General features: G+C 47.9%; 26 protein-coding genes. 24 read left to right on the forward strand and 2 right to left on the reverse strand.

Going from position 1 to position 26,618, the window contains the following annotated elements:
- The first annotated feature begins 630 nt into the window (after positions 1-630).
- Positions 631-852, forward strand: coding sequence for a hypothetical protein (locus AC50YO_RS09340; RefSeq protein ID WP_494846452.1), 222 nt, complete (start codon positions 631-633; stop codon positions 850-852).
- A gap of 20 nt (positions 853-872) precedes the next feature.
- Here AC50YO_RS09340 and AC50YO_RS09345 read toward each other — a convergent pair whose 3' ends face one another.
- Both AC50YO_RS09345 and AC50YO_RS09350 read right to left on the reverse strand, forming a co-directional pair.
- The gene (locus AC50YO_RS09345) at positions 873-1,016 is read right to left on the reverse strand and encodes a hypothetical protein (protein WP_494846454.1); all 144 of its coding nucleotides are present in this window, start codon (positions 1,014-1,016) and stop codon (positions 873-875) included.
- Between the two features lie 27 nt (positions 1,017-1,043).
- Positions 1,044-1,373, reverse strand: a complete 330-nt coding sequence (locus tag AC50YO_RS09350) for a hypothetical protein (protein WP_494846456.1) — start codon at positions 1,371-1,373, stop codon at positions 1,044-1,046.
- A 186-nt stretch (positions 1,374-1,559) separates the two neighbouring features.
- Between AC50YO_RS09350 and addB the strand changes: the two genes are divergently transcribed.
- From addB to glyS, 23 genes are all read left to right on the forward strand, one after another.
- Positions 1,560-5,102 (forward strand): helicase-exonuclease AddAB subunit AddB, encoded by a 3,543-nt coding sequence (gene addB / locus AC50YO_RS09355; RefSeq protein ID WP_494846458.1) that lies wholly within the window; start codon positions 1,560-1,562, stop codon positions 5,100-5,102.
- Positions 5,083-8,904, forward strand: coding sequence for a helicase-exonuclease AddAB subunit AddA (gene addA, locus AC50YO_RS09360; RefSeq protein ID WP_494846460.1), 3,822 nt, complete (start codon positions 5,083-5,085; stop codon positions 8,902-8,904). The genes addB and addA overlap by 20 nt, the downstream gene beginning before the upstream one ends.
- 34 nt (positions 8,905-8,938) lie before the next feature.
- Positions 8,939-9,556 (forward strand): hypothetical protein, encoded by a 618-nt coding sequence (locus AC50YO_RS09365; RefSeq protein WP_494846462.1) that lies wholly within the window; start codon positions 8,939-8,941, stop codon positions 9,554-9,556.
- 76 nt (positions 9,557-9,632) lie between these two features.
- Entirely contained in the window at positions 9,633-10,007 is a 375-nt protein-coding gene (locus AC50YO_RS09370; protein WP_494846465.1) for a hypothetical protein, read from the forward strand.
- Between the two features lie 118 nt (positions 10,008-10,125).
- Positions 10,126-10,479 carry a histidine triad nucleotide-binding protein gene (locus tag AC50YO_RS09375; RefSeq protein ID WP_494846467.1) on the forward strand — a complete coding sequence of 118 codons (354 nt, stop codon included), beginning with the start codon at positions 10,126-10,128 and terminating at the stop codon, positions 10,477-10,479.
- A gap of 86 nt (positions 10,480-10,565) precedes the next feature.
- Positions 10,566-10,739: a 30S ribosomal protein S21 gene (gene rpsU, locus AC50YO_RS09380; protein WP_005547957.1), complete on the forward strand. Its 174-nt coding sequence runs from the start codon at positions 10,566-10,568 to the stop codon at positions 10,737-10,739.
- 15 nt (positions 10,740-10,754) lie between these two features.
- Positions 10,755-11,198, forward strand: a complete 444-nt coding sequence (locus tag AC50YO_RS09385; RefSeq protein WP_494846471.1) for a GatB/YqeY domain-containing protein — start codon at positions 10,755-10,757, stop codon at positions 11,196-11,198.
- Positions 11,199-11,311: 113 nt separating this feature from the next.
- A complete protein-coding gene (locus AC50YO_RS09390; RefSeq protein WP_494846474.1) occupies positions 11,312-12,682 on the forward strand; it encodes an NfeD family protein in 1,371 nt (456 codons plus the stop codon).
- Positions 12,683-12,717: 35 nt separating this feature from the next.
- Positions 12,718-13,710 carry a flotillin-like protein FloA gene (gene floA, locus AC50YO_RS09395; RefSeq protein WP_494846476.1) on the forward strand — a complete coding sequence of 331 codons (993 nt, stop codon included), beginning with the start codon at positions 12,718-12,720 and terminating at the stop codon, positions 13,708-13,710.
- 56 nt (positions 13,711-13,766) lie between these two features.
- On the forward strand, positions 13,767-14,252 hold the full coding sequence (locus tag AC50YO_RS09400; RefSeq protein ID WP_494846478.1) for a YqfB family membrane protein: 486 nt from the start codon (positions 13,767-13,769) through the stop codon (positions 14,250-14,252).
- Positions 14,253-15,272: 1,020 nt separating this feature from the next.
- Positions 15,273-15,560 (forward strand): sporulation protein YqfC, encoded by a 288-nt coding sequence (yqfC, locus tag AC50YO_RS09405; RefSeq protein WP_494846480.1) that lies wholly within the window; start codon positions 15,273-15,275, stop codon positions 15,558-15,560.
- Between the two features lie 2 nt (positions 15,561-15,562).
- Entirely contained in the window at positions 15,563-16,765 is a 1,203-nt protein-coding gene (gene yqfD / locus AC50YO_RS09410; protein WP_494846482.1) for a sporulation protein YqfD, read from the forward strand.
- A 6-nt stretch (positions 16,766-16,771) separates the two neighbouring features.
- Entirely contained in the window at positions 16,772-17,743 is a 972-nt protein-coding gene (locus tag AC50YO_RS09415; protein WP_494846484.1) for a PhoH family protein, read from the forward strand.
- Between the two features lie 17 nt (positions 17,744-17,760).
- A complete protein-coding gene (locus tag AC50YO_RS09420; protein ID WP_494846485.1) occupies positions 17,761-20,004 on the forward strand; it encodes an HD family phosphohydrolase in 2,244 nt (747 codons plus the stop codon).
- Positions 20,005-20,006: 2 nt separating this feature from the next.
- Positions 20,007-20,504, forward strand: a complete 498-nt coding sequence (ybeY, locus tag AC50YO_RS09425; protein ID WP_494846487.1) for an rRNA maturation RNase YbeY — start codon at positions 20,007-20,009, stop codon at positions 20,502-20,504.
- Complete coding sequence (locus tag AC50YO_RS09430) at positions 20,504-20,866, forward strand: diacylglycerol kinase (RefSeq protein ID WP_494846489.1); 363 nt, start codon at positions 20,504-20,506, stop codon at positions 20,864-20,866. Before ybeY ends, AC50YO_RS09430 begins: the two co-directional genes overlap by 1 nt.
- Before the next feature lie 24 nt (positions 20,867-20,890).
- The gene (gene cdd, locus AC50YO_RS09435; RefSeq protein WP_494846491.1) at positions 20,891-21,343 is read left to right on the forward strand and encodes a cytidine deaminase; all 453 of its coding nucleotides are present in this window, start codon (positions 20,891-20,893) and stop codon (positions 21,341-21,343) included.
- Positions 21,336-22,259: a GTPase Era gene (gene era, locus AC50YO_RS09440; protein WP_494846497.1), complete on the forward strand. Its 924-nt coding sequence runs from the start codon at positions 21,336-21,338 to the stop codon at positions 22,257-22,259. The genes cdd and era overlap by 8 nt, the downstream gene beginning before the upstream one ends.
- Positions 22,260-22,368: 109 nt before the next feature.
- Positions 22,369-22,515, forward strand: a complete 147-nt coding sequence (locus AC50YO_RS09445) for a YqzL family protein (protein ID WP_494846502.1) — start codon at positions 22,369-22,371, stop codon at positions 22,513-22,515.
- Between the two features lie 46 nt (positions 22,516-22,561).
- Complete coding sequence (gene recO / locus AC50YO_RS09450; RefSeq protein WP_494846962.1) at positions 22,562-23,308, forward strand: DNA repair protein RecO; 747 nt, start codon at positions 22,562-22,564, stop codon at positions 23,306-23,308.
- A 3-nt stretch (positions 23,309-23,311) separates the two neighbouring features.
- Entirely contained in the window at positions 23,312-23,539 is a 228-nt protein-coding gene (locus AC50YO_RS09455; protein WP_494846504.1) for a hypothetical protein, read from the forward strand.
- A 112-nt stretch (positions 23,540-23,651) separates the two neighbouring features.
- A complete protein-coding gene (gene glyQ, locus AC50YO_RS09460; protein WP_494846506.1) occupies positions 23,652-24,539 on the forward strand; it encodes a glycine--tRNA ligase subunit alpha in 888 nt (295 codons plus the stop codon).
- Positions 24,532-26,613 carry a glycine--tRNA ligase subunit beta gene (gene glyS / locus AC50YO_RS09465; protein ID WP_494846508.1) on the forward strand — a complete coding sequence of 694 codons (2,082 nt, stop codon included), beginning with the start codon at positions 24,532-24,534 and terminating at the stop codon, positions 26,611-26,613. Before glyQ ends, glyS begins: the two co-directional genes overlap by 8 nt.
- Positions 26,614-26,618 lie beyond the last annotated feature (5 nt).

The following is a 26,618-nucleotide window of genomic DNA, read 5'->3' on the forward strand; positions in this document are numbered from 1 at the left end:
TCCGAATCCATGGGTCTATCCAGTATATGACCCCGTTTCAGTGTGAAAAAAGGTATTATGAACAGCTTCAAGTTTCCTAATAAATGTGTCCACTTTCTTGACAGAAATACAGTCAGTTTCCGACTACTGAATATAGCTGACCTTATCTCCGATATGCCCCTAGATTAAGCCTGTTTTTACGAAAAATGCTTCATAAAATAGGATAAGCTTTTCATATGCGCCATCTATAGCGAAAAGGGATAAAGCTCCTAGAGGTTTAAGAGGTTTAAGAGTTCTTAAGAGCCGTAGCCCTTCTACCTTTAAAAGTAAATACCTGTAAAGGAAATGAGCTATCCCAAAAATCATCTTCATGACTTTTGGGATAGCTCATTTTTTCTTGTTTTTATGAAAAAAAGGTATGTGGAGCATCATTTGCTGTTGTCTTTTGGTTGAATGATTAACCCAAAATGGTTTAAAGCCGACAAAATAGATAAACCCGAGGGGGATTATAAGAATTGACGAAATATTTCAGAATATCACAAGACTGGAGGGTGATGCAATAGTTTTTTTTGGAAAAGGCTTGATTTTTAATTATAGTTGGGTTATATTTCTAATTGAGCAAACGGAAAGCATATAAAGGAGGCAATACCAATGGAAATGATGAGCATGAAGATGATGATGTCGATGTGTATGGAAGAAATGATGTGCAAGACGAACTGCATGAAGATGATGATGGATCAAATGATGGAAATGAACATGATGGATAAGTGCGGCATGGATATGGATATGATGATGTCCAAGATGCAAGAGTGTGACGAGATGATGACTATGATGATGAGCATGATGCGTGAAATGAAACAAACAGCTATGTAATTGCAATTATTCCGTACATATCAATCGGCAAATTGGTACGTACAGCTTGAACAATCTGCGGAGCAGTCACCTGTACGCAGTCGAATCATTCGAATGGGCAGAGCAGTTAACTGCATGTCGCCTTTTATATAGAACCCGATATCCAGCAGAGCGGACAACCGCATGCGGGATTTTTTTTTGTTTCTATAGCTTTATTTGGACGTCTTGAATTGCTTGCACAACTCAAGTCTTCTCAGCTTTAATCCCCATACTTCCTCTTTCAATGTATCAATTTCGTAGAGATTGGTTGCACTCCGAATCTGACGGTATAGCGCCAGCATCTTGTTGTTAATAAGATCGAAGTGGCGCCACAGCTCTTCGGCCTTGCGTGAAATGATTAGCTCCTGTGTATGCTTCTCTGCTTGGCAGAGCTGTTCTACAATCTCTTCTTGCCACACTATATCGCCGATCTGCTTCGCATAATTGAATAAGTCCAGTTGATCATCCGTCCAACGTCTCACGATTGCTTCAGTTGAGATCATAACCGCAGCTCCTATCCATCTGTATATACCAAGTATTATACTCGGAATATAAGGAAAAGCAATAGGGCTAACAAAAAAATTGTAAATAGTTCTAGAACATATGTTTTGCCCTTTGGTGAAAAGGCGTTCTCAATATGATACTATAGTAGATTAAGAGAAGGATTCGATGAAGGGAGATAAGCGGATATGGCACTTCGATTTGTGCTCGGCCGATCAGGCTCGGGAAAAACATCCTATTGTTTGAATGATATTCGGGCTAAATTACAGCAGGAGCCTGACGGATCCCCCTTAATTATGCTCGTACCAGAGCAGGCAACCTTTCAAACGGAGTATGCTCTATTGAAAGAGAGCCGCTTAGAGGGGGCTATTCGAGCGCAAGCGTTCAGCTTCCGCAGGCTCGCCTTCCGGGTGATGCAAGAAACAGGCGGTACCGCATTGACGCTCATAAGCGATAATGGCAAGAATATGCTGCTGTACAAAATCGTCCATCGGTTAGGCAAAGAGCTAACTTTATTTCATAGTGGTGCTGAACAGCCAGGGTTCATTGAAAGGCTGGGAGAGCTGCTGACCGAATGGAAAAGATACGGCATTGATTCAGATGCGCTTGTTACATCTGCGAGGCAATCTGTCGATTGGGAGGAGTCATCGCTATTGCATCGCAAGCTTCATGATCTGCAGTTGGTCTACCACCATATGGAGCAGGAGCTTATGGGTTTATATATAGATTCAGAGGATTATTTAACGAGGCTGGCGGATGGATTCGCTCAAGCGCCAGCTATGGAGCGCGCTGAAATATGGATAGATGGCTTTCATGGCTTCACGCCAAAAGAATATGAAGCGCTGCAGGTATTAATTGCCTCATCTGCTGAAGTGACGATAGCCCTTACGCTCGACCGTGCTTACGAAGCTGGAGAAAAGCCGCATGAGCTTGAATTATTCCATCCCACTGCGGAGACCTATGGCAAGCTGCTTGATATTGCAGCAGCCGTGGGGGTTACAGTGGAGGAGCCTGTCGTTCTGGGGAAAAATAAAGAATTTACGCGATTCGGCGGCAGCTCGATGCTTGCCCATCTTGAACGTCATTATGGCGGGCGCACGCCTATGCTGATGCCGGATAAAGGCATGCTGTCCATTACCGATCCTGCTTGCGGCATTTCTATGCATGCGGCTGCTAATCGCCGTGCCGAGGTGGAGGCAGTAGCCAGAGATATGGTTCGAAGAGCCCGGGATGAGGGGCTTCGCTGGCGTGATATGGCAGTTATGGTTCGGAATGCGACAGATTATACGGATTATATTCAAGCTGTATTTGATGATTATGAAATTCCCTATTTCTTAGATCAGAAAAACAATACAGTCCATCATCCATTAGTGGAATTCATACGATCAGCATTGGAGACTGTTCTTCATGGCTGGCATTATGAAGCGGTATTTCGTTGTATTAAGACGGAGTTGCTTTTTCCCATGGAAGGGGATCTATCCAGAGAGCAGTTCGACTTGCTTGAAAATTATGTTCTTGCCGCAGGGGTAGACGGGTGGAAGTGGCTGGACAGCAAAAGATGGCAGCCTCTGCTCGTACAGTCATTGGAAGATGAGGAAGAGGCTTTTGCCGAGCCTACTACAAGAGCCAAGCTTGAATTTGAAGCGGTAATGGCTGCAAGAGAGGCCATCGTGCCGCCGCTAAGCCGATTCGGTGAGGCGCTCAAGAAAGCCCCTAATGTGAGAGTGATGTGTGAGGCGCTCTACCGCCTTCTAGATGATGCTTCAGCTGCAGATCGCCTAGAAGGCTGGAGTCGCCAAGAAAGCGCTGACGGCCGCACTCAGAGGGCTAGAGCCCATCGTCAGCTATGGGATGGCGTTATGGAGCTGTTGGATCAATTAGTTGAGATGGTTGGCGATGAAGCGATGCCTCCAGAGATGTTCGCAGGGATGCTTGAGACGGGGTTGGAGACTTTGAAGCTTGCCGCTGTTCCTCCTGCGCTTGACCAAGCCTTGATTGGAAGCATGGACCGGACGCGTTCAGGGCAGATTCAGATCTGTTATGTGCTTGGGGCCAATGACGGCATCATGCCGATGCGAGTCCAAGAGGACGGGGTATTGACGGAGCAGGAACGTGAGCGATTAGCGGAGGAGGGCCTTGTTATGGCTCCCGGCGTTCGTCGGCGCCTGTTGGATGAACGGTTCATTATTTATAATGCACTGACGTCAGCAAGCCGCCATCTGTGGATAAGCTGGGCATTGGCGGATGAGGAAGGAAAGAGTCTGCTTCCGTCCGAAGTCATTCGTCACATGAAGCAGTTGTTTCCTGCTATGCCTATTCATCAGGTGGAAAGCGAGCCGAAGCCGGGAATGGCCTGTGAGGAGCAGCGCCCATTCATCGCGCATCCGGAACGAACGCTGTCCTATTTGATTACGGAGCTGCGTGCCTGGCAGCAGGGCGAGGAGATCGCTTCGTTCTGGTGGGATATATATAATTGGTATGCGATTCGCCCGCAATGGCAGGACAAGCTTCAGCTGCTGGTCGCTTCGCTCAGTTATACCAATCAGGAGCAGGCGCTTACGGTTGATACGGCGCGCCAGCTGTACGGCACGCGGCTCAAAGCAAGTGTGTCTCGGATGGAACGTTTTGTGTCCTGTCCTTTTCAGCATTTTGCCATTCATGGGCTGCGGCTGCGAGAGCGCAAGCTGTATAGACTCGATGCACCGGATGTCGGGCAATTGTTTCACGCAGCTTTAAGTCGGCTTGCCGGAAGCTTAGGCAAACAATGGGGATCGATGCCGGAGACAGAAGTCCGGATAGCAGCAGCTCAGACCATCGATGAACTTGCTCCCCGGCTGCAGTCGCAGATTCTGCTAAGCAGCGGCAGGTTTCAATATATAGCGCGCAAGCTCAAGGAGGTTGTGGCTCAAGCAGCGGTCATACTAAGCGAGCATGCAAGGCGTGCAGAGTTTCAGCCGGTCGGGCTTGAGGTTGACTTCGGGCCTGATGGCACGTTGCCCTCACTCGTTATACCGCTTGAAGATGGCGGCTCAATGGAAATTATCGGGCGGATTGATAGAGTCGATGCGGCAGAGACAAAAGGCGGATTGTTGCTGCGTGTGCTTGATTACAAATCAAGTGCAACGCAAATTCGGCTTGAGGAGGTCGCTTTCGGGTTATCGTTACAGATGCTAACTTACTTGGATGTGCTCGTTACCCATGCTTCCGCTTGGCTGGGGCAGCCCGCCATGCCTGCGGGCGTCTTGTATTTCCATGTGCATAATCCCCTGCTCGCGGTCTCTAATCGGTTGAGTGGATCGGAGACGAATTCGTTGATTCTCAAGCGATTCAAAATGCGCGGCTTAGTTACAGCAGAAGCGGAAACCGCCAGATTAATGGATGATCAGCTTGAGACAGGCTATTCGGACCTTTTGCCGATTGCGTTGAAGCGTGATGGCGGCTTCTATAGCAGTTCATCTGTTGTGACCAACGAGCAATGGGATATTTTACGGGGCTCAGTAAGACGTACGATTGGCAAAATAGGAACAGAGATAAGCTGCGGCAAGGTATCTATTGAACCATATCGATTAGGTACGAAGTCGCCTTGCCAATATTGCGATTACAAGCCGGTCTGCCAGTTCGATCCATTATTTGAAGGCAATGAATTTACGAAGCTGCATAAGCCTTCGGAGGAAGAATTATGGCGCCAGCTGGAAGGGGACGAGCACCGTTATGAACAGCATGACGAATGAAATAGCCAAGCCGGAGAATAGCACATGGACCGATGATCAATGGAGCGCCATTGTCAAAGAAGGCTCCAATGTACTCGTTGCCGCAGCAGCAGGCTCAGGCAAGACTGCTGTGCTAGTTGAACGGATTATTCGCAAAATTTCCTCTTCTTCAGATGTCGATCGGCTTCTTGTTGCGACTTTCACTAAGGCGGCCGCTGCGGAGATGAAGGACCGCATTCGTATCGCGTTGGAAAAAGAATTGGAACGGACGCCTGAATCCGAGCATCTGCGCCGTCAGCTGGCTTTAATGAATCGCGCTTCTATAACGACGCTTCATTCTTTTTGTCTGGATGTAATCAGGCGGTATTACCCGTTAATTGGCCTTGATCCTGGCTTCCGCATTGCGAATGAAACGGAAAGCGAGCTAATGCGTATTGATGTGCTGGATCAGTTATTCGAGGAAAAGTACGATGGGACCGACACAGGAGATGCGGGAGCCTTCTTGCAGCTTGCAGATCGCTATGGCGGTGAACGGGGCGATGAGCCGTTATATCGCCTTGTGCAGCAGCTGTATGATTTTGCCCAAAGCCACCCTTGGCCGGAGCATTGGCTGAGAATGACAGCTGACAGCTTTGGAATAGCGGACGTGCAGGAGCTTCGAGACAGCGATTGGGTGGCGAGCGTGCGCCTCGATGTAGAGCTTATGCTGTCAGGGGCTCGGGAGCTGCTGCTCCAAGCGCTTGGGCTAACCAAGGCGCCAGCAGGACCTGCGCCGTACGCTGCCGCCTTAGAGGATGATCTAGCTGTCATTGCAGGCTTAACAGAGGTTGTAGACAATCTGCCATGGGAGCAGTGGTTCGAGCCGTTCCAAGCGGTGCAATTCGGCAAGCTCAAGGCGATGCGCGGTGATGAATATGATAAAACTATTCAAGAGCAAGCCAAGGATCTGCGCGACAACGCTAAAAAAATGGTTAGTTCCTTATCTGACGAGCTGTTCGGACGTTCTGCCGAGCAATTCGCCGAGGAGCTGCAAGAATTGGCACCTCTTATGCACGCATTGTCAGAGCTAGTCATCGAGTTTGGCCAAAGATATGAAACGGCTAAACGGGCAAAAGGATTGCTGGACTTTGGTGATCTGGAGCATTATTGCCTTCGTATTTTGCGAGCGCCTGAATCATCCCCAGAGCTGTCTATCCCGTCAGCGGCTGCGCTCGAATATCAACGGCAATTCGATGAAATTCTGCTCGATGAATATCAGGATACGAACATGGTCCAAGAGGCCATCGTTACCTTGATTGCCAACCCTGAGCTCGGGAACCGATTCATGGTAGGCGATGTGAAGCAAAGCATCTATCGGTTCCGTCTGGCTGAGCCTAGGCTGTTCATGAGCAAATACAAAAGCTACGGCACAGCGGACAGTTCAGGGGTGCGAATTGATCTTGCTCGTAATTTCCGCAGCCGGATGGAGGTCGTGGATGGGGTCAATACGGTGTTCCGCGCTATTATGAGGGAAACGGTAGCAGAGATGGACTATGATTCTCGCGCCGAGCTGGTCTGCGGTGCCTCTTACCCTGAACCGGAACATCGGAATGCGTATGCGGTTGAGCTTGCTGTTATTAACAAGGCGGGTGCTTCCGAGAAAGAGGAGGCCGCCTTGCCTGAAGCAGGCGATCTTGAAGGAGAACAGCCAGCGGCAGCAGCGGCTGAATCAGCCGCTGATTTGCAAACAGCACAGCTGGAGGCACGCTGGATTGCTCGCAAAATTCAAGAGCTGCAGGATAGCGGCTTCCGGGTCTATGACAGCAAGAAACGGGAAAGCAGGCCGCTGGAATGGCGTGACATCGTCATCTTGCTTCGAGCGACCCAGCAATGGTCTCCTATTCTCATTGAGGAGCTGCAAGCGGCCGGCATACCTGCCTATGCCGAGCTTAGCAGCGGGTACTTTGATGCGACGGAGGTAGAGACAGTATTGTCATTGCTGCGCGTCATTGATAATCCCTATCAAGATATTCCGCTGGCTGGAACACTGCGTTCACCGCTATTCGGCTTGAACGCAGAGGAGCTGTCGCTAATCCGCATTCAGGCATCACAAGCCAGCTATTATGATGCGGTACTCCAAGCAGCAGGTGATCTGCTGCTGCCTGACGAAACCAGACGCAAGCTTTCCATGTTTCTGGATCGACTTGACCGCTGGCGGAATGAAGCCCGTCAAGGTTCTTTGTCTGATCTAATTGGCACTATTTATCGCGAGACGGGCTATTACGACTTTACGGGCGGTCTCCCAGGCGGCATACAGCGCCAAGCCAATCTGCGGGCTCTTCATGATCGTGCACGCCAGTATGAGGCTACCTCCTTCCGAGGGCTATTCCGATTCTTGAGATTCATTGAAAGAATGCGCGAAAGCGGAGGAGATCTAGGCACAGCAAGGGCGCTTGGTGAGCAGGAGAATGTGATTCGCATTATGTCGATTCATAAGAGCAAGGGGCTTGAGTTTCCTGTCGTATTCGCCGCTGGACTTGGGAAAATGTTCAATCAACAGGATCTGCGAAGCTCATTCCTGAAGCATAAGGAGCTTGGCTTTGGTCCAAGATTCATAGATCCCAAGCTGCGGATCAGTTATCCAACCTTACCGTATCTCGCAATCAGGCGCCGGATGCGCATGGAGATGCTGGCAGAAGAAATGCGAATTTTGTATGTAGCACTTACGAGGCCCAAGGAGAAAATGTACCTTGTTGGAACCGTAAACGATGCGGAATCGAAGCTGAGGCGCTGGATTGGAGCGGCAGACACCAATGGCATGGTTGCGGACTTCAAGCTTGCTTCTGCAACGACGTTTTTGGACTGGCTAGGACCTTTGGCTGCAAGTCATTTCGCCTCTGGCGAAGCGGATGAACTGGATGGGGCTGCAATCAATCAATGGCAGGTGGGAATTGTCGATGCGAGTCTCTTCGGGATGGAAGCAGCGGCAGCAGTTGAGGCGCAGGAGGAGATGGACAGCAGCCGCGAAGAACGATTGCAGGGTATTTTATCGCTCGTTCAGCTAGAACCGGTTGAGCAAGATTCTGAGCTGCGCAGCCGTCTTGATTGGAGATATGATCACTCGGCCGCGACCCGTACACCAGCGAAGACCTCAGTGACAGAGATGAAGCGTCTCCAAGCGGAAGCCTTCGAAGAATACGAGCAGGCGCCAATAGGCCCGCTAACCACTGGCAATTCGTACAATGAGCCTGGGGAGCCGGGAGCAGAGAACAGCTACACGTTCCGCTTGAGGCGGCCAAAGTTCATGGAGGAGAAAAAGATGACCGCTGCTGAGAAGGGGACAGTCAGCCATTTGCTGATGCAGCATCTCACACTCAGGGGCACAGTTGATGAAGCCCAGATCAAAGAAACATTGATGGATATGGTGGCGAAAAAGCTGCTCACGGCAAGGCAAGCAGATACGATCGATGTGACGGCAGTGGCTTCTTTTTTCAGCACGTCTGTTGGAACACGTCTCCAAGCTGCGCAGTGGGTCAGAAGGGAGGTTCCCTTCAGCTGCATGTTCCCTAGTGCTCGGGTGTATCCAGGAGCTGCAGATGTGATGTCGGATGAACCTATTCTGATTCAAGGGGTCATTGATTGCTTGTTTGAGGACGACAAGGGGCTCGTGCTGCTTGATTATAAGACTGACCGGATCTACAAGCAGCAGTGGGAAGCAGCAGCAGAAAGACATCGCTTCCAGCTGGAGCTATACGCAGAGGCGATTGCATCCATCCTGAAGCGTCCTGTTGCGGAATGCCACGTCTTTTTTTTCGATGGAGGTCAGTCAGTAAGGCTGCGTTAGCAGCTTAAAATGATATGGGAGGCCAGGAATAAAAGTGGAACAGGAAGTTGCCAAAAAACGCTCATTAGCTTTTCCTATAGCGCTTGTTTTACTCGTATTCAGCATGATCGGCAATGTGTTTTTTTATTCGCAATATTTGCAGAATGGTCAGCAGGATAAATATGAGACAGGCAAGCGTATAGCCGAGGCGGCGGTGCATACCGAATCTTATTATCAAGAGCTTATAACGAAGCTCCAAGCCTTGATGGAGCAGAAAGCAGCAGAGATAAAAGACAATGAGGGCACTCTGAATGACCAGGTATCAGCCTATGAGGATATGAAGGGTGTAGTTTCTTTTTTGGAGGAGGCTCATAAGCTGAACAATACCGAATACAATGCGGATAGCATTTTTCAACATTTTATCCGCTTGGAATATGCTTTAGAGGGTGTTTCTAAGCAGTCTGAACCGCTCTCAGCCAATCAGCAGCAGAATTTACTGGCCTTGCAGGAGGAATTGAAGAAGCAGCATGAAATGATCAAGCAATTCAATTTCGACGCCCAAAAGGTGCGGAGTGCGACGATAAGGCTTGCCAGCGGACTGGAGTGGCTGGAGGTTGCAGACCAGTTGGAGCGTGCCATTGAGGAGCATACTGACTTTAAGCTTGCCTCTTGATCTGATTGATTTGTCCCATAAGTAGCCGAATGCCCATAGCTGCATAAGCTGATAGCAGATGGGAGGGACGATTGGGATGAACAAAGTAAAAAAGGCAAGCATGAAACCATCAGCGATAAAGTCAGCTGCTTCGAATGAGGCGCCTCAGCAGCAAGCACCCGGTCTGCAGCAAGTGAGGGATAACTGTGTGAGCCATATGCATCGTTATGTGCTGGCACAGACCCTTGACGGCCGGTGCATTGATGGATTTGTGGAGCATGTGGACGATGAATACTTATGCTTGGCTGTATCATGCAGCAATACGCAAGGATGGGATCGTGCATTCATTCCATACCCGCCAGATGCAGGGGGAGGGCTTTTTCCATATCCCTATTATCCACGGCGCCGTTTTTACCGCCAAGTATTTCCGCTGGGATCATTAGCACAATTGTCCATAATACCTTATTATTAATTGCGATCACTGCTGCCGGTTGAGGACTTGTTGTCCCTAGCCGGCTGGCCTGACGGATTGGACGAGCTGCAGCTTTTTCGGGTATGATAGAGGAATGACAATAAAGGGGGAGAAGGCAATGGATTGTATATTTTGTAAAATAGTCGAAGGAACACTTCCATCGAGCAAAGTATATGAGACGGAGACGGTTGTTGCGTTCAAGGATATTCAGCCGGCTGCACCGATACATATTTTGATTATTCCCAAAAAACATATTGCTACAATGAATGATGTCACGGACGAGGATGGACCTGTTATCGCGGAGCTCTTCGCAGCAGCTAGAGAAATTGCAAAGCAGTACGGAATTGCTGAATCTGGCTACCGCTTAATTAACAACGTGAATCGTGATGGCGGGCAGATTGTTTACCATCTTCACATCCATTTGTTAGGCGGAGAAAAGCTTGGTTCTTTGGTTGGAAATAACGTAAGTTGACACTGCATTTTGTTTTGACATATAATGAAATTTGATAAACCGTGTTTAATGCTCTGGACGGTCTGTTTCGGAGGGAGGGAAAACTGGTGTCTGAAACTAAAGTTCGCAAAAACGAAACTATTGATGCTGCTCTTCGCCGCTTTAAACGTTCCATCGCTAAAGATGGTGTTTTGGCTGAGGTGAAAAAACGCAAGCATTATGAAAAACCAAGCGTGAAGCGCAAGAAAAAGTCCGAGGCTGCGCGCAAGAGAAAGTTTTAGGAGGATCCTTCCATAATGAACCTGAGCGAAAGATTGAATGATGATATGAAGCAAGCCATGAAGAACAAGGACAAGTTCAAGCTGACGACGATTCGTATGATTCGTTCGTCTATTAAGAACTTGGAAATTGATCTGAAGCGTCCGATTGAGGATAGCGAAGTGCTTGATATTCTGAGTCGTGAGATCAAACAACGTAAAGATTCCCTCCAAGAATTTAGTAAAGCCGGCCGTGATGATCTGGTTACAGATCTTGTAGCAGAAATTGAAATTATTAGTCAATACCTTCCCGTTCAGCTGACCGAAGAAGAGATAAAAGCGATAGTAACGCAGACCATCCAGGAACTCGGTGCTTCTTCCAAAGCCGAGATGGGAAAAGTGATGGGTGCTCTTTTGCCAAAAACAAAAGGGCGCGCAGACGGTAAACTAGTAAACCAATATGTACAACAATTTCTGCAATAACTATAGTTCGGACGAAGACACCCCTGAATAAGGGGTGTTTTTATTACATTTATGAAACATTTTAGGTCTTTAGCCGTATTAGGACTATTAAATTAAAAAGGGGGAGCCCAACTTTGCAAACGAATCGATGGCGAAGAGTCATTGCTTTTGTTCCAATGTTGTTGCTTACTGCGATGCTTCTAGTTGTGACCAGTGGGGTTATTGCACTGCCTGTAAAGGCAGAGAAGACAGCAGAAATTGGCCCAGCAGTCTATGTCGTGCCTGTAAAGAACACGATTGAATCAGGCTTGGAATCATTCTTGAAGCGGGCCTACAAGGAAGCTGAGGAAGCACGAGCTGAACGGGTTGTGCTGGTAATCAATACGTTCGGGGGACAAGTGACGAGCGCAGAGGATATTGGCTTGTTAATTCGCAAAAGTCCAATTCCAACGACAGCTTTTGTAGAAGGGAAAGCGGTGTCAGCGGGCACTTATATCGCACTTAATGCGCAAAATATTGTGATGGAACCTAACAGTACGATGGGAGCTGCTTCTGTCGTAGATGGCACGGGAGACTTGATTGATAACCCCAAGATCGTATCGCATTGGGTGAGTGCGATGGGGCAGGCAGCTGAGCTCAATGGACGAAACAAGGATATTGCAGCTGCAATGGTAGATCCTAATGTTGTAGTGAAAATGCCTGAGATTGGGCGAGATAAAGCAAAGGGAGAGATTTTGTCTTTATCTGCTAATGAAGCCATAAAGCTTGGTTACGCTGAATATGAAGCGAAATCAGTTGAGGATGCGATCAAATGGCTTGGGCTTGACCAGCGCCAGGTGATTGAGTTTAATCCTTCTTTGGCAGAAAATGCTGCGCGATGGCTGGTGAATCCGGTTGTGATGACCATATTGCTTATTCTGGGCATAGCGGGAGTAGCAATGGAACTGTTCATCCCGGGTTTCGGGGCGCCGGGCATTGTTGGTATTGTAGCATTCAGCTTATATTTCTTTGGTCATTATGTGGCTGGATTCGCAGGGATGGAATCTATTGTCATGTTCGTGATAGGTATTGCCTTATTAATTATCGAGGTATTCGTTCCGAGCTTCGGCATCCTTGGAATATTAGGCAGCCTTTCCTTGATTGGCGGAGTTGTGACCGCTGCACCTGATCCGATGACGGCATTTATTTCCCTTGTTGTGGCGATTGTGATTGCAATAATCCTTCTGTATTTTGTAATAAGAAGATACAAGGATCGCGGAATATGGAATAAATTCATTCTTCGCGACAAGCTCTCGACAGAACAAGGTTACTTGTCTGCAGATACAAAGGATAATCTGCTCGGGCAGTCTGGCGTAGCACTTACTCCGTTGAGGCCTGCAGGCATGGTACAGCTTGGCGATAAGAATATTGATGTCGTTACAGGTGGAGAATTTATCGAGGTAGGACGTCCAGTCAAGGTAGTTAAGGCAGAGGGTACTTGGGTCGTTGTGAAAGAAATAGTATAATAACGACTGAGAATAGATAATATGGAGGTTTTTCTATGGGATTGGATCCGACTGTTATGGGATTGATTATTGCGGTACTGGTGATCATCGTTTTGTCTGTATTTCTAAGCTTTTTCCCGATTATGCTGTGGATATCCGCACTCGCTTCCGGCGTGCGCATCAGTATTATCACACTTGTGGCGATGCGTCTTCGGCGCGTTGTTCCAAGCCGAATTGTCAATCCGCTTATTAAGGCGACTAAGGCGGGCCTTGGATTAAATATTAATCAGCTAGAGAGTCACTTCTTGGCTGGCGGTAATGTTGACCGTGTTGTCAATGCACTTATTGCAGCACAGCGTGCGAACATCCCACTCGTATTCGAGCGTGCGGCTGCTATCGATTTGGCTGGACGAGATGTACTGCAAGCGGTTCAAATGAGCGTTAATCCAAGAGTTATTGAGACACCTACCGTCGCTGCAGTCGCGAAGGACGGGATTGAAGTTAAGGTAAAAGCACGGGTTACGGTTCGGGCGAATATTGAGCGTCTGGTCGGTGGTGCTGGTGAAGAGACGATTATTGCACGGGTTGGCGAAGGGATTGTTACAACGGTTGGTTCTGCTGACTCTCACAAGGCTGTATTGGAGAATCCAGATATGATCTCTCGTACGGTGCTAGGCAAAGGGCTGGATTCTGGTACAGCGTTCGAGATTCTGTCCATTGATATTGCTGATGTGGATGTAGGTAAAAACATTGGTGCGCACCTTCAAACGGAGCAAGCCGAGGCAGATAAGCGGATTGCGCAAGCAAAAGCTGAGGAACGCCGCGCTATGGCAGTTGCCCAAGAGCAAGAGATGAAAGCGCGCGTTGTTGAGATGCGTGCGAAGGTTGTTGAATCCGAATCGCAGGTACCGCTCGCTATGGCGGATGCGCTTAAAGCAGGCAAAATTGGAGTCATGGATTACATGAATCTGAAAAATATTGAAGCAGATACCCATATGCGCAGTTCGATCGGCAAGCCGGATTCACCTGCTGACAAGCAAGATAACTAAGGAACCGCGATTTTACTTGAAAGTTCACGGAGTTGCTGCTTAGCGGAGGTGAAGGTATGGAGAAAATAATCGAGCTGCTAATGGATAATATTTATTTGGTTATTGTTATTGGCGGGGCTTTGTTGTCTTTCTTTGGCCGATCAGGCTCGAAGAAGAACAATCCGAAAATGCCTAACTTCGGAGGCGGTTTTCCCGGAAATCTAACAGGGAATTCAGATGATGATGCCGAGGAAAATGCTCGGACGCGCTCTATGCAAGAGGCTGAGGTCTATCAGCAGCCACAGAGGGCTGCTGAAGCCCCTCAAAGAACGTGGGAGTGGGAAGGAGAGGGCTCTCCTTCTGTGACGCTGGAGCAGGCGGTGAAAGCATCTGCGAAGCAACGAGAGGCTTCTCCTGCACGGGGGACGATTGCACACAGCGAAGAGCATGTAAGTTCAAGCACGAGCGCTCAGACGTCTCATGTCGATGAATTGCGTAAAGCAGTGATCTGGGCCGAGATATTAGGTCCGCCACGCTCGAAGCGTCCCTTTGGGAGGTCCTAACAGGCAACAGAGGGTTCCTGAAGGCTCGTTACTGAATTTAGGTGCAGATTACGTAATAAACGGATTGAGTGATTTTTCACTTAATTAAGGCTCCCCTTAATATCACAGTAGAATAAACAAAGCTGCTTACGGTAGAAAACCGGAGGCAGCTTATTTTGTTTTTATACGCATTAGAAAGCTCGTTATTAAGGCTGTAATTTATGAAAAGTCGAAAAGCCGATCGAAAGGTAGGTCGAAAAGTAGTTCTAAAAACAGTTCGAAAAGCAGGTCATAATCAGATGGAAATTCAGTTCGAAAAGCATGTGAAGATCAGACCGCAATCAGACCCTAAGCAGAGTAAAGCAGAGTGAGAACAGATGGAAAAGCACGCTTATGCAAGTGGGGAGATTGTTTCACCTGTGGTGTAGGAGGAGCGAGAAGTTTTATTTCAGTTGGACTATCAATTAATCGGCTGATCTCCTTATTACTGATGAGGAGGAGCGTCGGGGATTACTTTCTATGAGGCTAGGTCACTTATCTATGAGGCGAATCATCTATAATTCTTGCGATTATGGAGGGAAATTGGGATGTATGAGGTAAAACTCACCCCTTAAGGAAGCAAGGCTCCCGAGGTATGAGGCTAGCCTCATAGAATGTTTAGTGCGTAGCAGAAAGAAGGTCTTAGGAAGGACAAAGCCTCACAGAATAGTGTGGCATCTATGCTCGCAGTAGAGCACTAGATCCGTTTGCCACTCACTTGCCCTCATTTGTTGAGTAAAGCGGTAATCGATCAATAAATAAAAAGAGCAGCAATCAGCGCTGATTGCTGCTCTTTTTTTACTTTTATTTTCCCACTGATATTTAGTTATGTATCAGTACTGATCTTTATTTATTTTTGAGACACTCGTATTTTTTTGTCTGAGCGTTCTACATGGTTTTATCTCATAATCTGCCCGCTTACCGCATAGGTTGGTACAGTACGATAATGTGCTTGCGCACTCTGCTTTAGGTAGAGCTGGTGGGGGGGACAAATAAGTAGATATGGGCCGTATAAATCGTAAACTACGCAAATGGACCGCAGATATATTGGATATGCCCCAAGATGTCGTGTATGACCTGCCCCGGCTGACAATGATTGGCGATCGCCAATTGTATATTGAAAACCACCGAGGCGTTATTCATTTTTCCAGCGAAAAGCTGAAGCTGGCTTTGAGCAAGGGTGAGCTTGAAGTTACAGGAACCTCTTTAGTGATTCGGACGATTTGGACAGAAGAGGTTTTTATAGAAGGCCAAATCAAAAGCATTGAAGTTCGTGAGCAGGAGGGGTAGAGATGGCAATGGCAGGTCAATGGCTGCAGTGGGTGAGAGGGGTTGTAACGGTCCATATACGGGAAGGACAACCTGAAAGGCTTGTTAACCGCGCTTTGGAGGGTGGACTGCAGCTATGGTCCATCCAATGGGTAGAAGGCGGGAAATTGCTGCAAGTCGAATTATCGGTAAGCGACTTTTTTCGTCTTCGCCCGTATTTAAAGGAGACAGGCTGTCGTGTGCATGTGGACAAGCGATTAGGCATGCCCTTCTGGCTGGTCAAGCTGGAGAAAAGGAAGTTTTTTATAGCAGGCATGCTGCTGTTCTTCGCCGGTATTTATATGATGTCCTCCATTGTGTGGTCGGTGGAAGTACAAGGGAATGTGAAGCTGACAGAGGATCAGATCATGCTGGCTGCGAAGCAGGAGGGCGTTTTTCCGCTGCAGTGGTCATTCAAGCTGCAGGATGCTGACGTGCTGTCGAAACGGCTTGTGAACAGGCTGCCAGGAGCCGCATGGATCGGTCTGGAGAAGAAAGGGACAAGGATCGTTATTCAGGTGGTCGAAACGAGGGTGCCTGAGCAAGCTGGCCTGAACAATCCACGTCATCTAATCGCTTCGGTGGATGCAGTCGTTACAGAAGTATTGGCTGAACGGGGCCGCGCAGTCGTGAAGAAGAACACGAAAGTAAAGCAGGGACAAATCTTGATCTCAGGTACGATAGGCGGAGGAGATTATACTCGAACGGTTGTTGCACAAGGCTCCGTCCGCGGACTCGTATGGTATGAGTATGATATCGTAGCGCCGCTGACGCAGCAGGTGAAGGTATACACAGGTGAGAAAAAAACAAAATGGTATGCTATGTTCGGCACTAGAGGACTTCAAGTGAGCGGATTCGGCGCGAATCCATATGGAACGTACGAGACGATTAATCAGGAGGATCGGGCAGCCTGGAGAAAATGGGTCTTCCCTATAGGCCGCTTGAAGCAGACGATCATGGAAGTCCGAACGGATGAGAGGACGCTGACGGATACGGAGGCAAAGAGCGGAGGAATGCTCCAAGCCAAGGCGGCAATTTTGGTGAAAGCAGGAGCCGACGCTGTTATACGAGATGAAATTGTTTTGCATGAAAAGACGGACAATGGTAAAGTTTATATGAAAGTTCTTTTTGAAGTAGAGCAGTCGATTGTGAAAGAGATGCCCTTAGTCCAGATGCAAGGAGAATGAGGTTATTTGCAGAATGAAGCGAAAGTAGTAAAAATCCCGCTCCTGAATGCGGCAGAGGGATTAGCAGTATTTGGCCCCCAGGATAAGTATCTTAGGCTCGTACAGCAGCAGATGGAAGCTGCTATTACATCTCGTGACGCAGAAATTGTTATATCAGGTTCAACTGAGCAAGTCGAATCGCTAGAGCAGCTGTACACCGTACTTCTGCAGCTTATTCGCGGCGGTTACTCGCCATCGGAGAGGGATATCTCCTACGCGCTTGACCTTGCTCGCAGTATGGAAGCAGAAGAATTGCTTGATTTGCTCAAAACAGAGCTCACGACGACTTATCGCGGCAAGCCCATTCGCGTGAAAACAATTGGTCAGCGCCATTACGTGAAGACAATCAAAAAGCTCGACGTTGTATTCGGAATTGGACCTGCCGGTACAGGCAAGACGTATTTGGCGGTTGTGCTCGCTGTAGCTGCCTTGAAGACAGGCTCTGTGAAGAAGATTCTATTAACTCGCCCTGCTGTGGAAGCAGGAGAAAATCTAGGTTTTCTTCCGGGAGATTTGCAGGAGAAGGTCGATCCTTATTTGCGTCCGTTGTACGATGCTTTGCATGACGTGCTTGGCCCTGATCAGACAGCCAAGGCGTTCGAGCGTGGTACAATTGAAATAGCACCGCTTGCCTATATGCGCGGACGGACATTGGATGATTCATTTATTATTTTGGATGAGGCACAAAATACGACTCCTGAACAGATGAAAATGTTTTTAACAAGGCTTGGCTTTGGTTCCAAGATGGTTATAACAGGTGACGTAACGCAAATCGACTTGCCTAGAGGCAAAAACTCTGGCTTGATCGAGGCGCAGCGTATTTTGCGTGATATAGAAGAAATCGGCTTCATATTTTTCTCCGAACAAGATGTTGTACGTCATTCCTTGGTCCAAAAGATTATTGTGGCCTACAACTGGGATGCTGAAAACAAAGCATAGAGAGGAATGTCCGCTCCATGAACCAGAGCCAGAATCAGAATCAGGTCGGTAAACAGGGGAACTTGCAGTCGTCATGGCTTGCGGGGTGGAAACAGAGCGCAGCGGTTCGCCTCGTGCTCTTGTTTTTGTTTGTACTGCTGTTTTATTTTAGCTTAGCGCCGCATCTAGTGCCCGAAACCTATGATATTCAAGTAGGAGTAGCAAGCGATAAAGATATTATCGCGCCGAAACAAATCGAGGACAGCAAGGCTACCTTGCAGGCGCAGGAAGAAGCGGCGAATCGCATTGATCCTATCTACTCCACCGTCGCATTGCGTAATGACCAATTGCTTAGCCAGATCCTGCTTCGGATTGACCAATTGAATCAAGACGATCAGGTGACGGATCAGAATAAGATTGATATTTATCGCAAAGAAATACCAGGCCGCTATGCCGAATTTGTGAATCAGTTCGCTAAAACGAATATGGGCAAGGGAACCTATGGTGACACATTGATTGAAGAGATGGCTGCGGTCATCAAAGAACAGGAATATGTGATCCCGGAAGAAACCTTTTATAAAATGCCACGCCTGACGAATGAGCAGCTTACAGAAATGCGTCAGGCAGGAATGGAAATCGTTCGGAAGTTAATGAGTGAACAGCTGCGCGAGGCGGAGACAGCTCGTACCCGTGTCGCGGAATTGGTCAATGCCAGCTCCTTGTCCAATCGGACAAGCAGGGAAATCTTGCAGGAGGTTGCGCGTTTCGTCATAATGCCGAACCGTTTCTTGGATAAAGAAGCGACGGATGAGGCCAAGATTCATGCGAAGCAAAATACCCTTCCCGTTGTTATCAAAGAAGGGGATCTGCTGGTCAAGAGCGGAGAAACGATCACGCCGGAAGTCTATGAATTGCTCAAAGGATCTTCCCTGCTGCAAGACAAACGCAATTATTGGCCGCAGTTTGGCTTATTATTAATGTCGCTCATTTTCATTCTCGGTCTCTATTCTTATCTCCATGGGATAGAAGGAGTAAAGCAGAAATATAGCAACGCGCAATATTTTATGCTATGGCTTATTTTCCTGATCAACATTATTACAATGGAGATCATATCGCTAACCCAGACCGAGGCGGCGCCTTATGTCGGGTATTTGGCACCAGCTGCCCTTGGCACAATGCTGATTACTCTTTTGCTTGATGTTCATCTGGCTCTTATAAGCTCGATACTGTTCGCTATTGTAGGCAGTGTCGTTCTTAATACGAGCACGAGTCAAATTTTTGACTTTCAATATGGCTTTGTTATTATTGTGGTGTCGATCGCTGCGATCTTCTCTATTCATCGGGCAAGTCAGCGGTCAACCATACTCAAGGCTGGCATCATGGTGAGCCTCTTCGGCTCTATATCGGTACTGGCTATTATGTTCTTGAATGAGGATTTAGACAGGATGTCGCTTATTTATTCGCTAGTGTTTGCTTTCGCTAGCGGATTGCTGACAGCTATTCTAGTCATCGGCTTAATGCCGTTCTTCGAAATTACATTTGGCATATTATCGGCATTGAAGCTCGTTGAGCTGTCTAATCCGAATCATCCGCTTCTGCGGAAGCTGTTAACAGAGACGCCAGGGACGTATCACCACAGCGTTATGGTAGGGAACTTATCTGAGGCGGCTGCGGAAGCGATAGGTGCCAATGGGCTGTTATGCCGGGTTGGCTCGTTCTACCATGATATCGGAAAGACGAAGCGACCGAATTATTTCATTGAAAATCAGAATAATATGGAAAATCCGCATGATACGATTGATCCCAAGCTGAGCAAATCAATAATTGTTGCCCACGCAAGGGACGGTGTCGATATGCTGAAGTCGCATAATATACCCAAATCTTTGCGGGATATTGCCGAGCAGCATCACGGTACGACTTCGTTGAAGTATTTCTATATTAAGGCACTCAAGCAAGCGGAGGAGCAAGGGATAGAGCCGAATTTCACGGAGGACGACTTCCGTTATCCTGGTCCCAAAGCGCAATCGAAGGAAGCGGCCGTCGTCGGCATTGCCGATTGCATTGAAGCGGCTGTAAGAAGCTTGCGCAATCCTACCGTCGAGCAAGTTGAGGCGATGATTCAAAAAATTATTAAAAGTCGTGTAGATGACAATCAATATAATGAGTGTGACTTGACGATGAAAGAGCTGGATATTATCGCACACTCTTTGAAGGAAAGCGTTATTGGCATTTTTCACTCGCGAATTGAATATCCGGAAGACGTTAAACCAAAGGAGCGTTAGAGATGAGCTTGCAGCTTGATTGGAGCAATGAACAAGATAAAATAGAAGTGCCTGAGCAGTGGATAGCGCGTCTGGAGGAGCTGCTTAAGCTAGCAGGGGAAGCAGAGGGGTTATCGGAGGGCGAGGTTACACTGACCTTTACGGATAATGAGCAAATTCATCAACTGAATAAAGAGTATCGAGACATTGATCGTCCAACGGATGTATTGTCCTTCGCCATGCTGGATGATGGCACGGATGAACTGGATATCATTTTCGAGGTGGAGAGCGAGGATGAAGTGGACCCGATTTCCGGGATGCTTGGCGACATTATTATTTCGGTAGAGAAGGCTTTGGAGCAGAGTGAGGAATATGGCCACTCTTTGGAGCGCGAAATCGGGTTTTTGTTCGTTCATGGCTTCTTACACCTAATAGGCTATGACCATCAGGATGAAGCAGGGGAAGCCGAAATGACCGCTAAGCAAGAGGCGGTTCTGCAAAAGGCAGGCTTGCATCGTTAATGGTTCGATTTATTCGTAATTTACGGTATGCTTGCGAGGGCATTTCGTTCGCAGTTCGTACACAAGCCCATATGCGAATTCATGTAATCGCTGCTATACTTGTATGCGGGACGGGTGCATGGTTGCATTTGTCTCGCATCGAATGGGCCGTGCTGGTGATTACAATAGCCATTGTTATCGCGGCAGAAATGATCAATACAGCAATTGAACAAGCTGTCGATAGAATTGGCATGGAGCATCATCCACTAGCCAAAGCAGCTAAAGACGTTGCAGCAGGTGCTGTGCTAGTCACCGCCATTATGGCTATTATCGTTGGGCTGCTCATCCTTGGGCCGCCCTTATGGCGTTTGTTAGGCTTATAAATGGAAGAATTGGAGGAGAGGGCAATGCAGACTTTCGAAGGGCTGTCAGAAAGTTACGCGAAGTTGATGGAAGCTGCTAAAGAAGCGATGTCTCGCGCCTATGTGCCTTATTCCCACTTTCAGGTAGGGGCGGCACTCCTTGATCATAAAGGCAATATCCATTATGGCTGCAATGTAGAGAATGCCGCGTATGGCCCATGCAACTGTGCAGAGCGTACCGCTTTATTCCGTGCGATAGCGGACGGGAATCGACCAGGGCAGTTCCAGGCAATTGCTGTAATCGGGGATACAGATGGTCCGATTACGCCATGCGGGGTATGTAGACAAGTATTGGTTGAGCTATGCTCGCCTGATATGCCTGTAGTTATGGGCAATTTGGGCGGTAAGTGGGCGGTCTCCACCGTGGCAGAACTGCTGCCAGGTGCATTCACGCCAGCTTCATTAGAGAGAGGGGCAATAAAAGAAAGCTATGAATAATACGACAACAGGTGGGCGCTCCGGTGCCAAGTTTAAATCCGGCTTTGTAGCCATAATAGGAAGACCGAACGTAGGAAAGTCCACGCTCATGAACCATCTTATAGGACAAAAAATAGCAATCATGTCAGACAAGCCGCAAACGACACGCAATAAAATTCACGGTGTCTATACGACGAATGATTCTCAGATCGTTTTTCTAGATACACCAGGTATCCATAAGCCGCAATCCAAGCTTGGGGACTACATGATGAAGACGGCAGAGGGCGCTTTGAAGGAAGTCGAAGCCGCTTTGTTCTTAGTTGATGTAGTAGAAGGGATTGGCGGAGGCGATCGATTCATTATCGAGCAGCTTAAAAAGGTTAACACGCCAGTGTTTTTGGTCTTGAACAAAATTGACCAAGTGCATCCGGAGCAGCTGCTCCCGATTATTACGCAATACAAGGACCTCTACAACTTCGCAGAGATCATTCCTATATCTGCGCTGGATGGCAATAATGTGCCGACTTTGCTGGAGCAAATTACGAAATATTTGCCCGAAGGGCCGCAATATTACCCAGCAGATCAAGTAACCGATCATCCAGAGCAATTCGTCTGCGCAGAGCTGATTCGTGAAAAAATATTGCATATGACGCGCGAGGAAATTCCTCACTCGATAGCAGTGGGCATCGAAGATATGCGGGTACAAGAGAATGGTGTCGTCTACATTGGGGCAGTCATCTATGTGGAGCGCGATTCACAAAAGGGAATTATTATTGGCAAAAAAGGCGTTCTGCTGAAGGAAGTTGGCAAGCAGGCTCGCCGCGATATCGAAGCATTGCTTGGATCACGCACCTTCCTTGAGCTATGGGTGAAGGTGAAGAAGGATTGGCGTAACCAAGACCGAGTGCTTAAGGATCTGGGTTTCAGGCATGATTAATTCCATTCATCCGGAATTGACGTAAATTACTAAGGATAGCTTTCCTGCGTATGTGTATCCTAATACCGTCTAGTGCTTCATTTCCAAGGGACGGAAAGGATGAATACGATTGCGAAATTTTTCGTGGAAGTATTTTATGTTAACCGGTGATTTGGAGTCCTATATGCTCTATAAAGAAATGGATCAGATTGGCGGAGAGCTTCCAGCGGAGCAAGAGGAGATAGCTGCTGAGTTCGAGGAATCATCCGCCACATAACGATCTGGTGAGCGATTGCGCAAGAAGCATGGGGGAGAATGAGTATATGCTGTATCGCGTAGAAGCTATCGTTATCCGCAGCATGGATTATGGGGAAGGCAACAAAATCGTTACGTTATTGACCAAAACGAATGGCAAGGTTGGGGTACTCATACGCGGCGCGAAGAAGGTCAAGAGCAGACATGCTTCTCTCGCGCAGCTTTTTACATACGGAGAGTTCGTTTTTTTTCGTACAAGTGGATTGGGTACACTCAACAATGGAGAGATTCTGGAGTCTCATCATGGACTGCGAGAGCAGCTAGATCTGGCAGCATATGCTTCTTATGTAGCGGAGCTTACAGATCGGGCTCTTCAGGATGATGATTCCGGTTCTTTTTTGTTCGAGCAATTAAAAGCTTGCCTTGGGGGGTTAGTTGAAGGCAAAGATCCGCAAATTGTATCTCATTTGTACGAGATGCGGATTTTGGAGACGGCTGGATATGCTCCTGAGCTAGACCTTTGTGTGAGCTGCGGGAATGAAGAGGGCCTCTTCCGGGTAAGTCCGTTAGCTGGAGGTGCGTTATGTTCCCGTTGCTGGGGAAAGGACCCTCATTCTGTTAAGCTCAGTGAGAGTGCCTTTAAGCTCTTGCGATTATTCCGAAGAATGGATCTTCGGAGGCTTGGCAATATCCAAGTGAAGGAAGAGACGAAGCAGGAGCTTAAGCAAATTATGCGCAAGCTGATGGACGCACATTTGGGCATTCCGCTAAAGTCACGCGCTTTTCTCGATCAGCTTGATAAATATTCGCTGTAATCTATGGCTCGTCAGTCGCCATCATTGACAATCTACGAAATTATGGTTAGTATATGTGAATATGAATATTGGACAGTGATGGAGAAAGTAACGGTAATGATATTGCTCAAGCGATTCGGGGACAGTGTGAGCCCGGACAAGTCAAACCGTGAACAGGCACTCCGGAGTCGTGTTGAACAAAGCGGGTTTTCCTGCAGTCTGGTGAAGACTGTTGATAGGAGAACCAAGTAGGGTGGAACCGCGGGAGCTTAACTCTCGTCCCTATGTCTGTTAGCAGACGTAGGGACGAGAGTTTTTTGCGTTCTCTGACGCTGCGCAAATAATCGTTGAAGGAGCGAAGGCTATGAATTTTCAAAATATGATATTGACGCTTCAGCAATTCTGGGCGGAGCAAAACTGTATTCTTGTACAGCCTTATGACGTCGAGAAAGGTGCAGGAACAATGAATCCTATGACCTTCCTGCGCTCGATTGGTCCTGAGCCATGGAATGTAGCATACGTGGAGCCTTCCCGTCGTCCGGCGGATGGCCGTTACGGCGAGAATCCGAACAGGCTGTATCAGCATCATCAGTTCCAGGTTATCCTTAAGCCTTCCCCAGACAACATTCAAGAGCTGTATCTGGAGAGCTTGAAGCGCCTTGGCATCGATGCCAAGCATCACGATATTCGATTTGTAGAGGATAATTGGGAGTCGCCTACACTCGGGGCATGGGGCCTTGGCTGGGAAGTATGGCTCGATGGCATGGAGATTACGCAATTTACATATTTCCAGCAGGTTGGAGGCATTGATGCTAATCCAGTTGCCGTAGAGATTACTTATGGCATGGAGAGACTTGCCTCTTATATTCAAGATAAAGAAAACGTATTTGATCTGGAATGGGTTGAAGGCGTCACTTATGGTGATGTGTTCAAGCAGCCGGAATACGAGCATTCGAAATATACGTTCGAGACATCAGATTCCGCGATGCTGTTCTCGTTGTTTAATATGTACGAGGAAGAAGCCCGCAAGACGATGGAGCATAAGCTCGTATTCCCCGCTTATGATTACGTCCTGAAGTGCTCCCATACCTTCAACCTTCTTGATGCAAGAGGAGCGATCAGTGTAACAGAGCGTACAGGATATATCATGCGTGTCCGCAATTTGGCGCGTCAATGTGCAGCAACTTACTTAGAGGAACGGGAACGCCTTGGATTCCCGCTGCTGAAGAAAGGAGTGGAGCGGAATGGCTAGAGATTTATTGCTGGAGATTGGTTTGGAGGAAGTGCCTGCTCGTTTCGTAAGAGGCGCAATGAACCAGTTAAAGGAAAAGGCTGTCAAATGGCTGTCTGATTCTCGCATTCATCATTTGTCCGTCGAAGTATACGGAACTCCGCGCCGTATTGCATTGCTAGTGGAAGGCGTTGAAGAAAAGCAGGCAGATATTAACGAAAAGGTGAAGGGACCTTCTCGTAAAATTGCATTGGATGACCAAGGAAATTGGAGCAAAGCAGCTCTTGGTTTTGCACGCAGTCAAGGGGTAGATCCGGAGCAGTTTTATTTCGAAGAGCTGGCTGGCGTTGAATATGTCTATGCGAATAAAAGCAGTATCGGAACAGAGACAGCGCTCGCTCTTCCAGAAGGGCTGACGAATCTGATTTTATCTATGTCCTTTCCTAAGAACATGCGCTGGGGAAGCAATGAGCTGAAGTTCATTCGTCCGATCAAGTGGATGGTTGCGTTATTTGGTCAAGATATCATTCCAATTGAAATTACAGGGGTGCAGAGCGGCAATGTATCACGCGGCCACCGCTTCCTAGGAGAAGAGACCGTTGTGTCCGAGCCATCGGTATACAAAGATCGTCTTCTTGAACAGAAGGTTATCGTTGACGTAAATGTCCGGGAGCAATTGATTGTTGATCAGATTAAGCAGCTCGCAGAGGACAAGGGCTGGGAAATTGCGATCAAAGAAGATTTGCTGGAAGAGGTATTGTTCTTGGTTGAGTATCCGACTGCTCTCTTTGGCAAGTTCGATCCTGCGTTTCTTAACATCCCGCAAGAAGTTCTTATTACATCCATGCGCGAGCATCAGCGTTACTTCCCGGTGCTGAATGCAGAGGGTCAGCTTCAGCCTTATTTTGTTACGGTACGCAATGGAGACAGCCAGTCTATTGAACTTGTGGCAAGAGGCAATGAGAAGGTGCTTCGCGCACGGTTGTCAGATGCCAAATTCTTCTATGAAGAAGATCAGAAGCTGGTTATTGAAGATGCTCTGGGCAAGCTTGAGAATATTGTGTACCACGAAGAATTAGGAACGGTTGCGGATAAAGTAAGACGAATTCGTGCTACAGCTGACCTGCTTGCGGGCAAACTGAATGCAGAACAAAATACGCTGGAAGCGGTAAGCCGTGCAGCTGATATTTGTAAATTCGATCTCGTAACGCAAATGGTCTATGAATTCCCGGAGCTTCAAGGAATTATGGGAGAGGATTACGCCCGTAAAGCTGGAGAGAGCGAAGAAGTGGCAAAGGCGATCAATGAGCATTATCAGCCGCGCTTTGCTGGAGACCGCGCTCCTTCTACACGGACAGGTGCAATCGTCAGTCTTGCGGATAAGATCGATACGATTGTAGGATGCTTCTCCATTGGAATTATTCCTACAGGCTCACAAGACCCTTATGCGCTTCGCCGTCAGGCGGCAGGCATTGTTCAGATTATTTTGGCGCAAGGCTTGGCTCTGAGCTTAACTGATCTGTTCGACGCCGCTCTGACCGTGCACACGGCTCGTGGTATGAAGCGGGAAGAAGCAGAAATTCGCAAGGACTTGCAAGAATTCTTCGCTCTTCGTGTGAAAAATGTACTGTCTGAGCAAGCCAATCGTTATGATGTTATTGATGCAGTTATGGCTGTCGGTTATGATGATCTGTCATTAACCGTAGAACGTGCCAGCCTCGTTCAATCGCTTGCACAAGGTGAAGAACGCAATCAATTTAAGCTGACAGTCGATGCCTTCAATCGCGTAGGTAATCTGGCTGCCAAGTCTGAGTCCAGGGCGGTAGATCCTTCCCTGTTCGAAGAAGCAGCAGAAAAAGCGTTGTATGAAGCATGGCAGCAGGCTCATCCAGCCTTTGAAGTAGCGATGGCTGAAGGCCAAATCGCTTCGGCGCTGGAGAAGCTCTCGTTGCTTAAGCCAGCAATCAGCGATTACTTCGATTCTGTAATGGTTATGTCCAAGGATGATGCGGTAAGAATCAATCGCTTGGCTTCATTAGCCGTCATAGCGGATGATATTGCAGTGATCGCAGACTTTTCCAAGCTTGTCTGGTAAGGATG

Source organism: Paenibacillus sp. J22P59, from assembly GCF_059383895.1.

Coding starts and splice junctions, on each gene's coding strand:
- AC50YO_RS09340 (WP_494846452.1), top strand. CDS start 631: ATGGAAATGATGAGCATGAAGATGATGATGTCGATGTGTATGGAAGAA.
- AC50YO_RS09345 (WP_494846454.1), bottom strand. CDS start 1,016: ATGCGGTTGTCCGCTCTGCTGGATATCGGGTTCTATATAAAAGGCGAC.
- AC50YO_RS09350 (WP_494846456.1), bottom strand. CDS start 1,373: ATGATCTCAACTGAAGCAATCGTGAGACGTTGGACGGATGATCAACTG.
- addB (WP_494846458.1), top strand. CDS start 1,560: ATGGCACTTCGATTTGTGCTCGGCCGATCAGGCTCGGGAAAAACATCC.
- addA (WP_494846460.1), top strand. CDS start 5,083: ATGAACAGCATGACGAATGAAATAGCCAAGCCGGAGAATAGCACATGG.
- AC50YO_RS09370 (WP_494846465.1), top strand. CDS start 9,633: ATGAACAAAGTAAAAAAGGCAAGCATGAAACCATCAGCGATAAAGTCA.
- AC50YO_RS09375 (WP_494846467.1), top strand. CDS start 10,126: ATGGATTGTATATTTTGTAAAATAGTCGAAGGAACACTTCCATCGAGC.
- AC50YO_RS09385 (WP_494846471.1), top strand. CDS start 10,755: ATGAACCTGAGCGAAAGATTGAATGATGATATGAAGCAAGCCATGAAG.
- floA (WP_494846476.1), top strand. CDS start 12,718: ATGGGATTGGATCCGACTGTTATGGGATTGATTATTGCGGTACTGGTG.
- AC50YO_RS09400 (WP_494846478.1), top strand. CDS start 13,767: ATGGAGAAAATAATCGAGCTGCTAATGGATAATATTTATTTGGTTATT.
- yqfC (WP_494846480.1), top strand. CDS start 15,273: ATGGGCCGTATAAATCGTAAACTACGCAAATGGACCGCAGATATATTG.
- yqfD (WP_494846482.1), top strand. CDS start 15,563: ATGGCAATGGCAGGTCAATGGCTGCAGTGGGTGAGAGGGGTTGTAACG.
- AC50YO_RS09420 (WP_494846485.1), top strand. CDS start 17,761: ATGAACCAGAGCCAGAATCAGAATCAGGTCGGTAAACAGGGGAACTTG.
- ybeY (WP_494846487.1), top strand. CDS start 20,007: ATGAGCTTGCAGCTTGATTGGAGCAATGAACAAGATAAAATAGAAGTG.
- AC50YO_RS09430 (WP_494846489.1), top strand. CDS start 20,504: ATGGTTCGATTTATTCGTAATTTACGGTATGCTTGCGAGGGCATTTCG.
- cdd (WP_494846491.1), top strand. CDS start 20,891: ATGCAGACTTTCGAAGGGCTGTCAGAAAGTTACGCGAAGTTGATGGAA.
- era (WP_494846497.1), top strand. CDS start 21,336: ATGAATAATACGACAACAGGTGGGCGCTCCGGTGCCAAGTTTAAATCC.
- recO (WP_494846962.1), top strand. CDS start 22,562: ATGCTGTATCGCGTAGAAGCTATCGTTATCCGCAGCATGGATTATGGG.
- AC50YO_RS09455 (WP_494846504.1), top strand. CDS start 23,312: ATGGCTCGTCAGTCGCCATCATTGACAATCTACGAAATTATGGTTAGT.
- glyQ (WP_494846506.1), top strand. CDS start 23,652: ATGAATTTTCAAAATATGATATTGACGCTTCAGCAATTCTGGGCGGAG.
- glyS (WP_494846508.1), top strand. CDS start 24,532: ATGGCTAGAGATTTATTGCTGGAGATTGGTTTGGAGGAAGTGCCTGCT.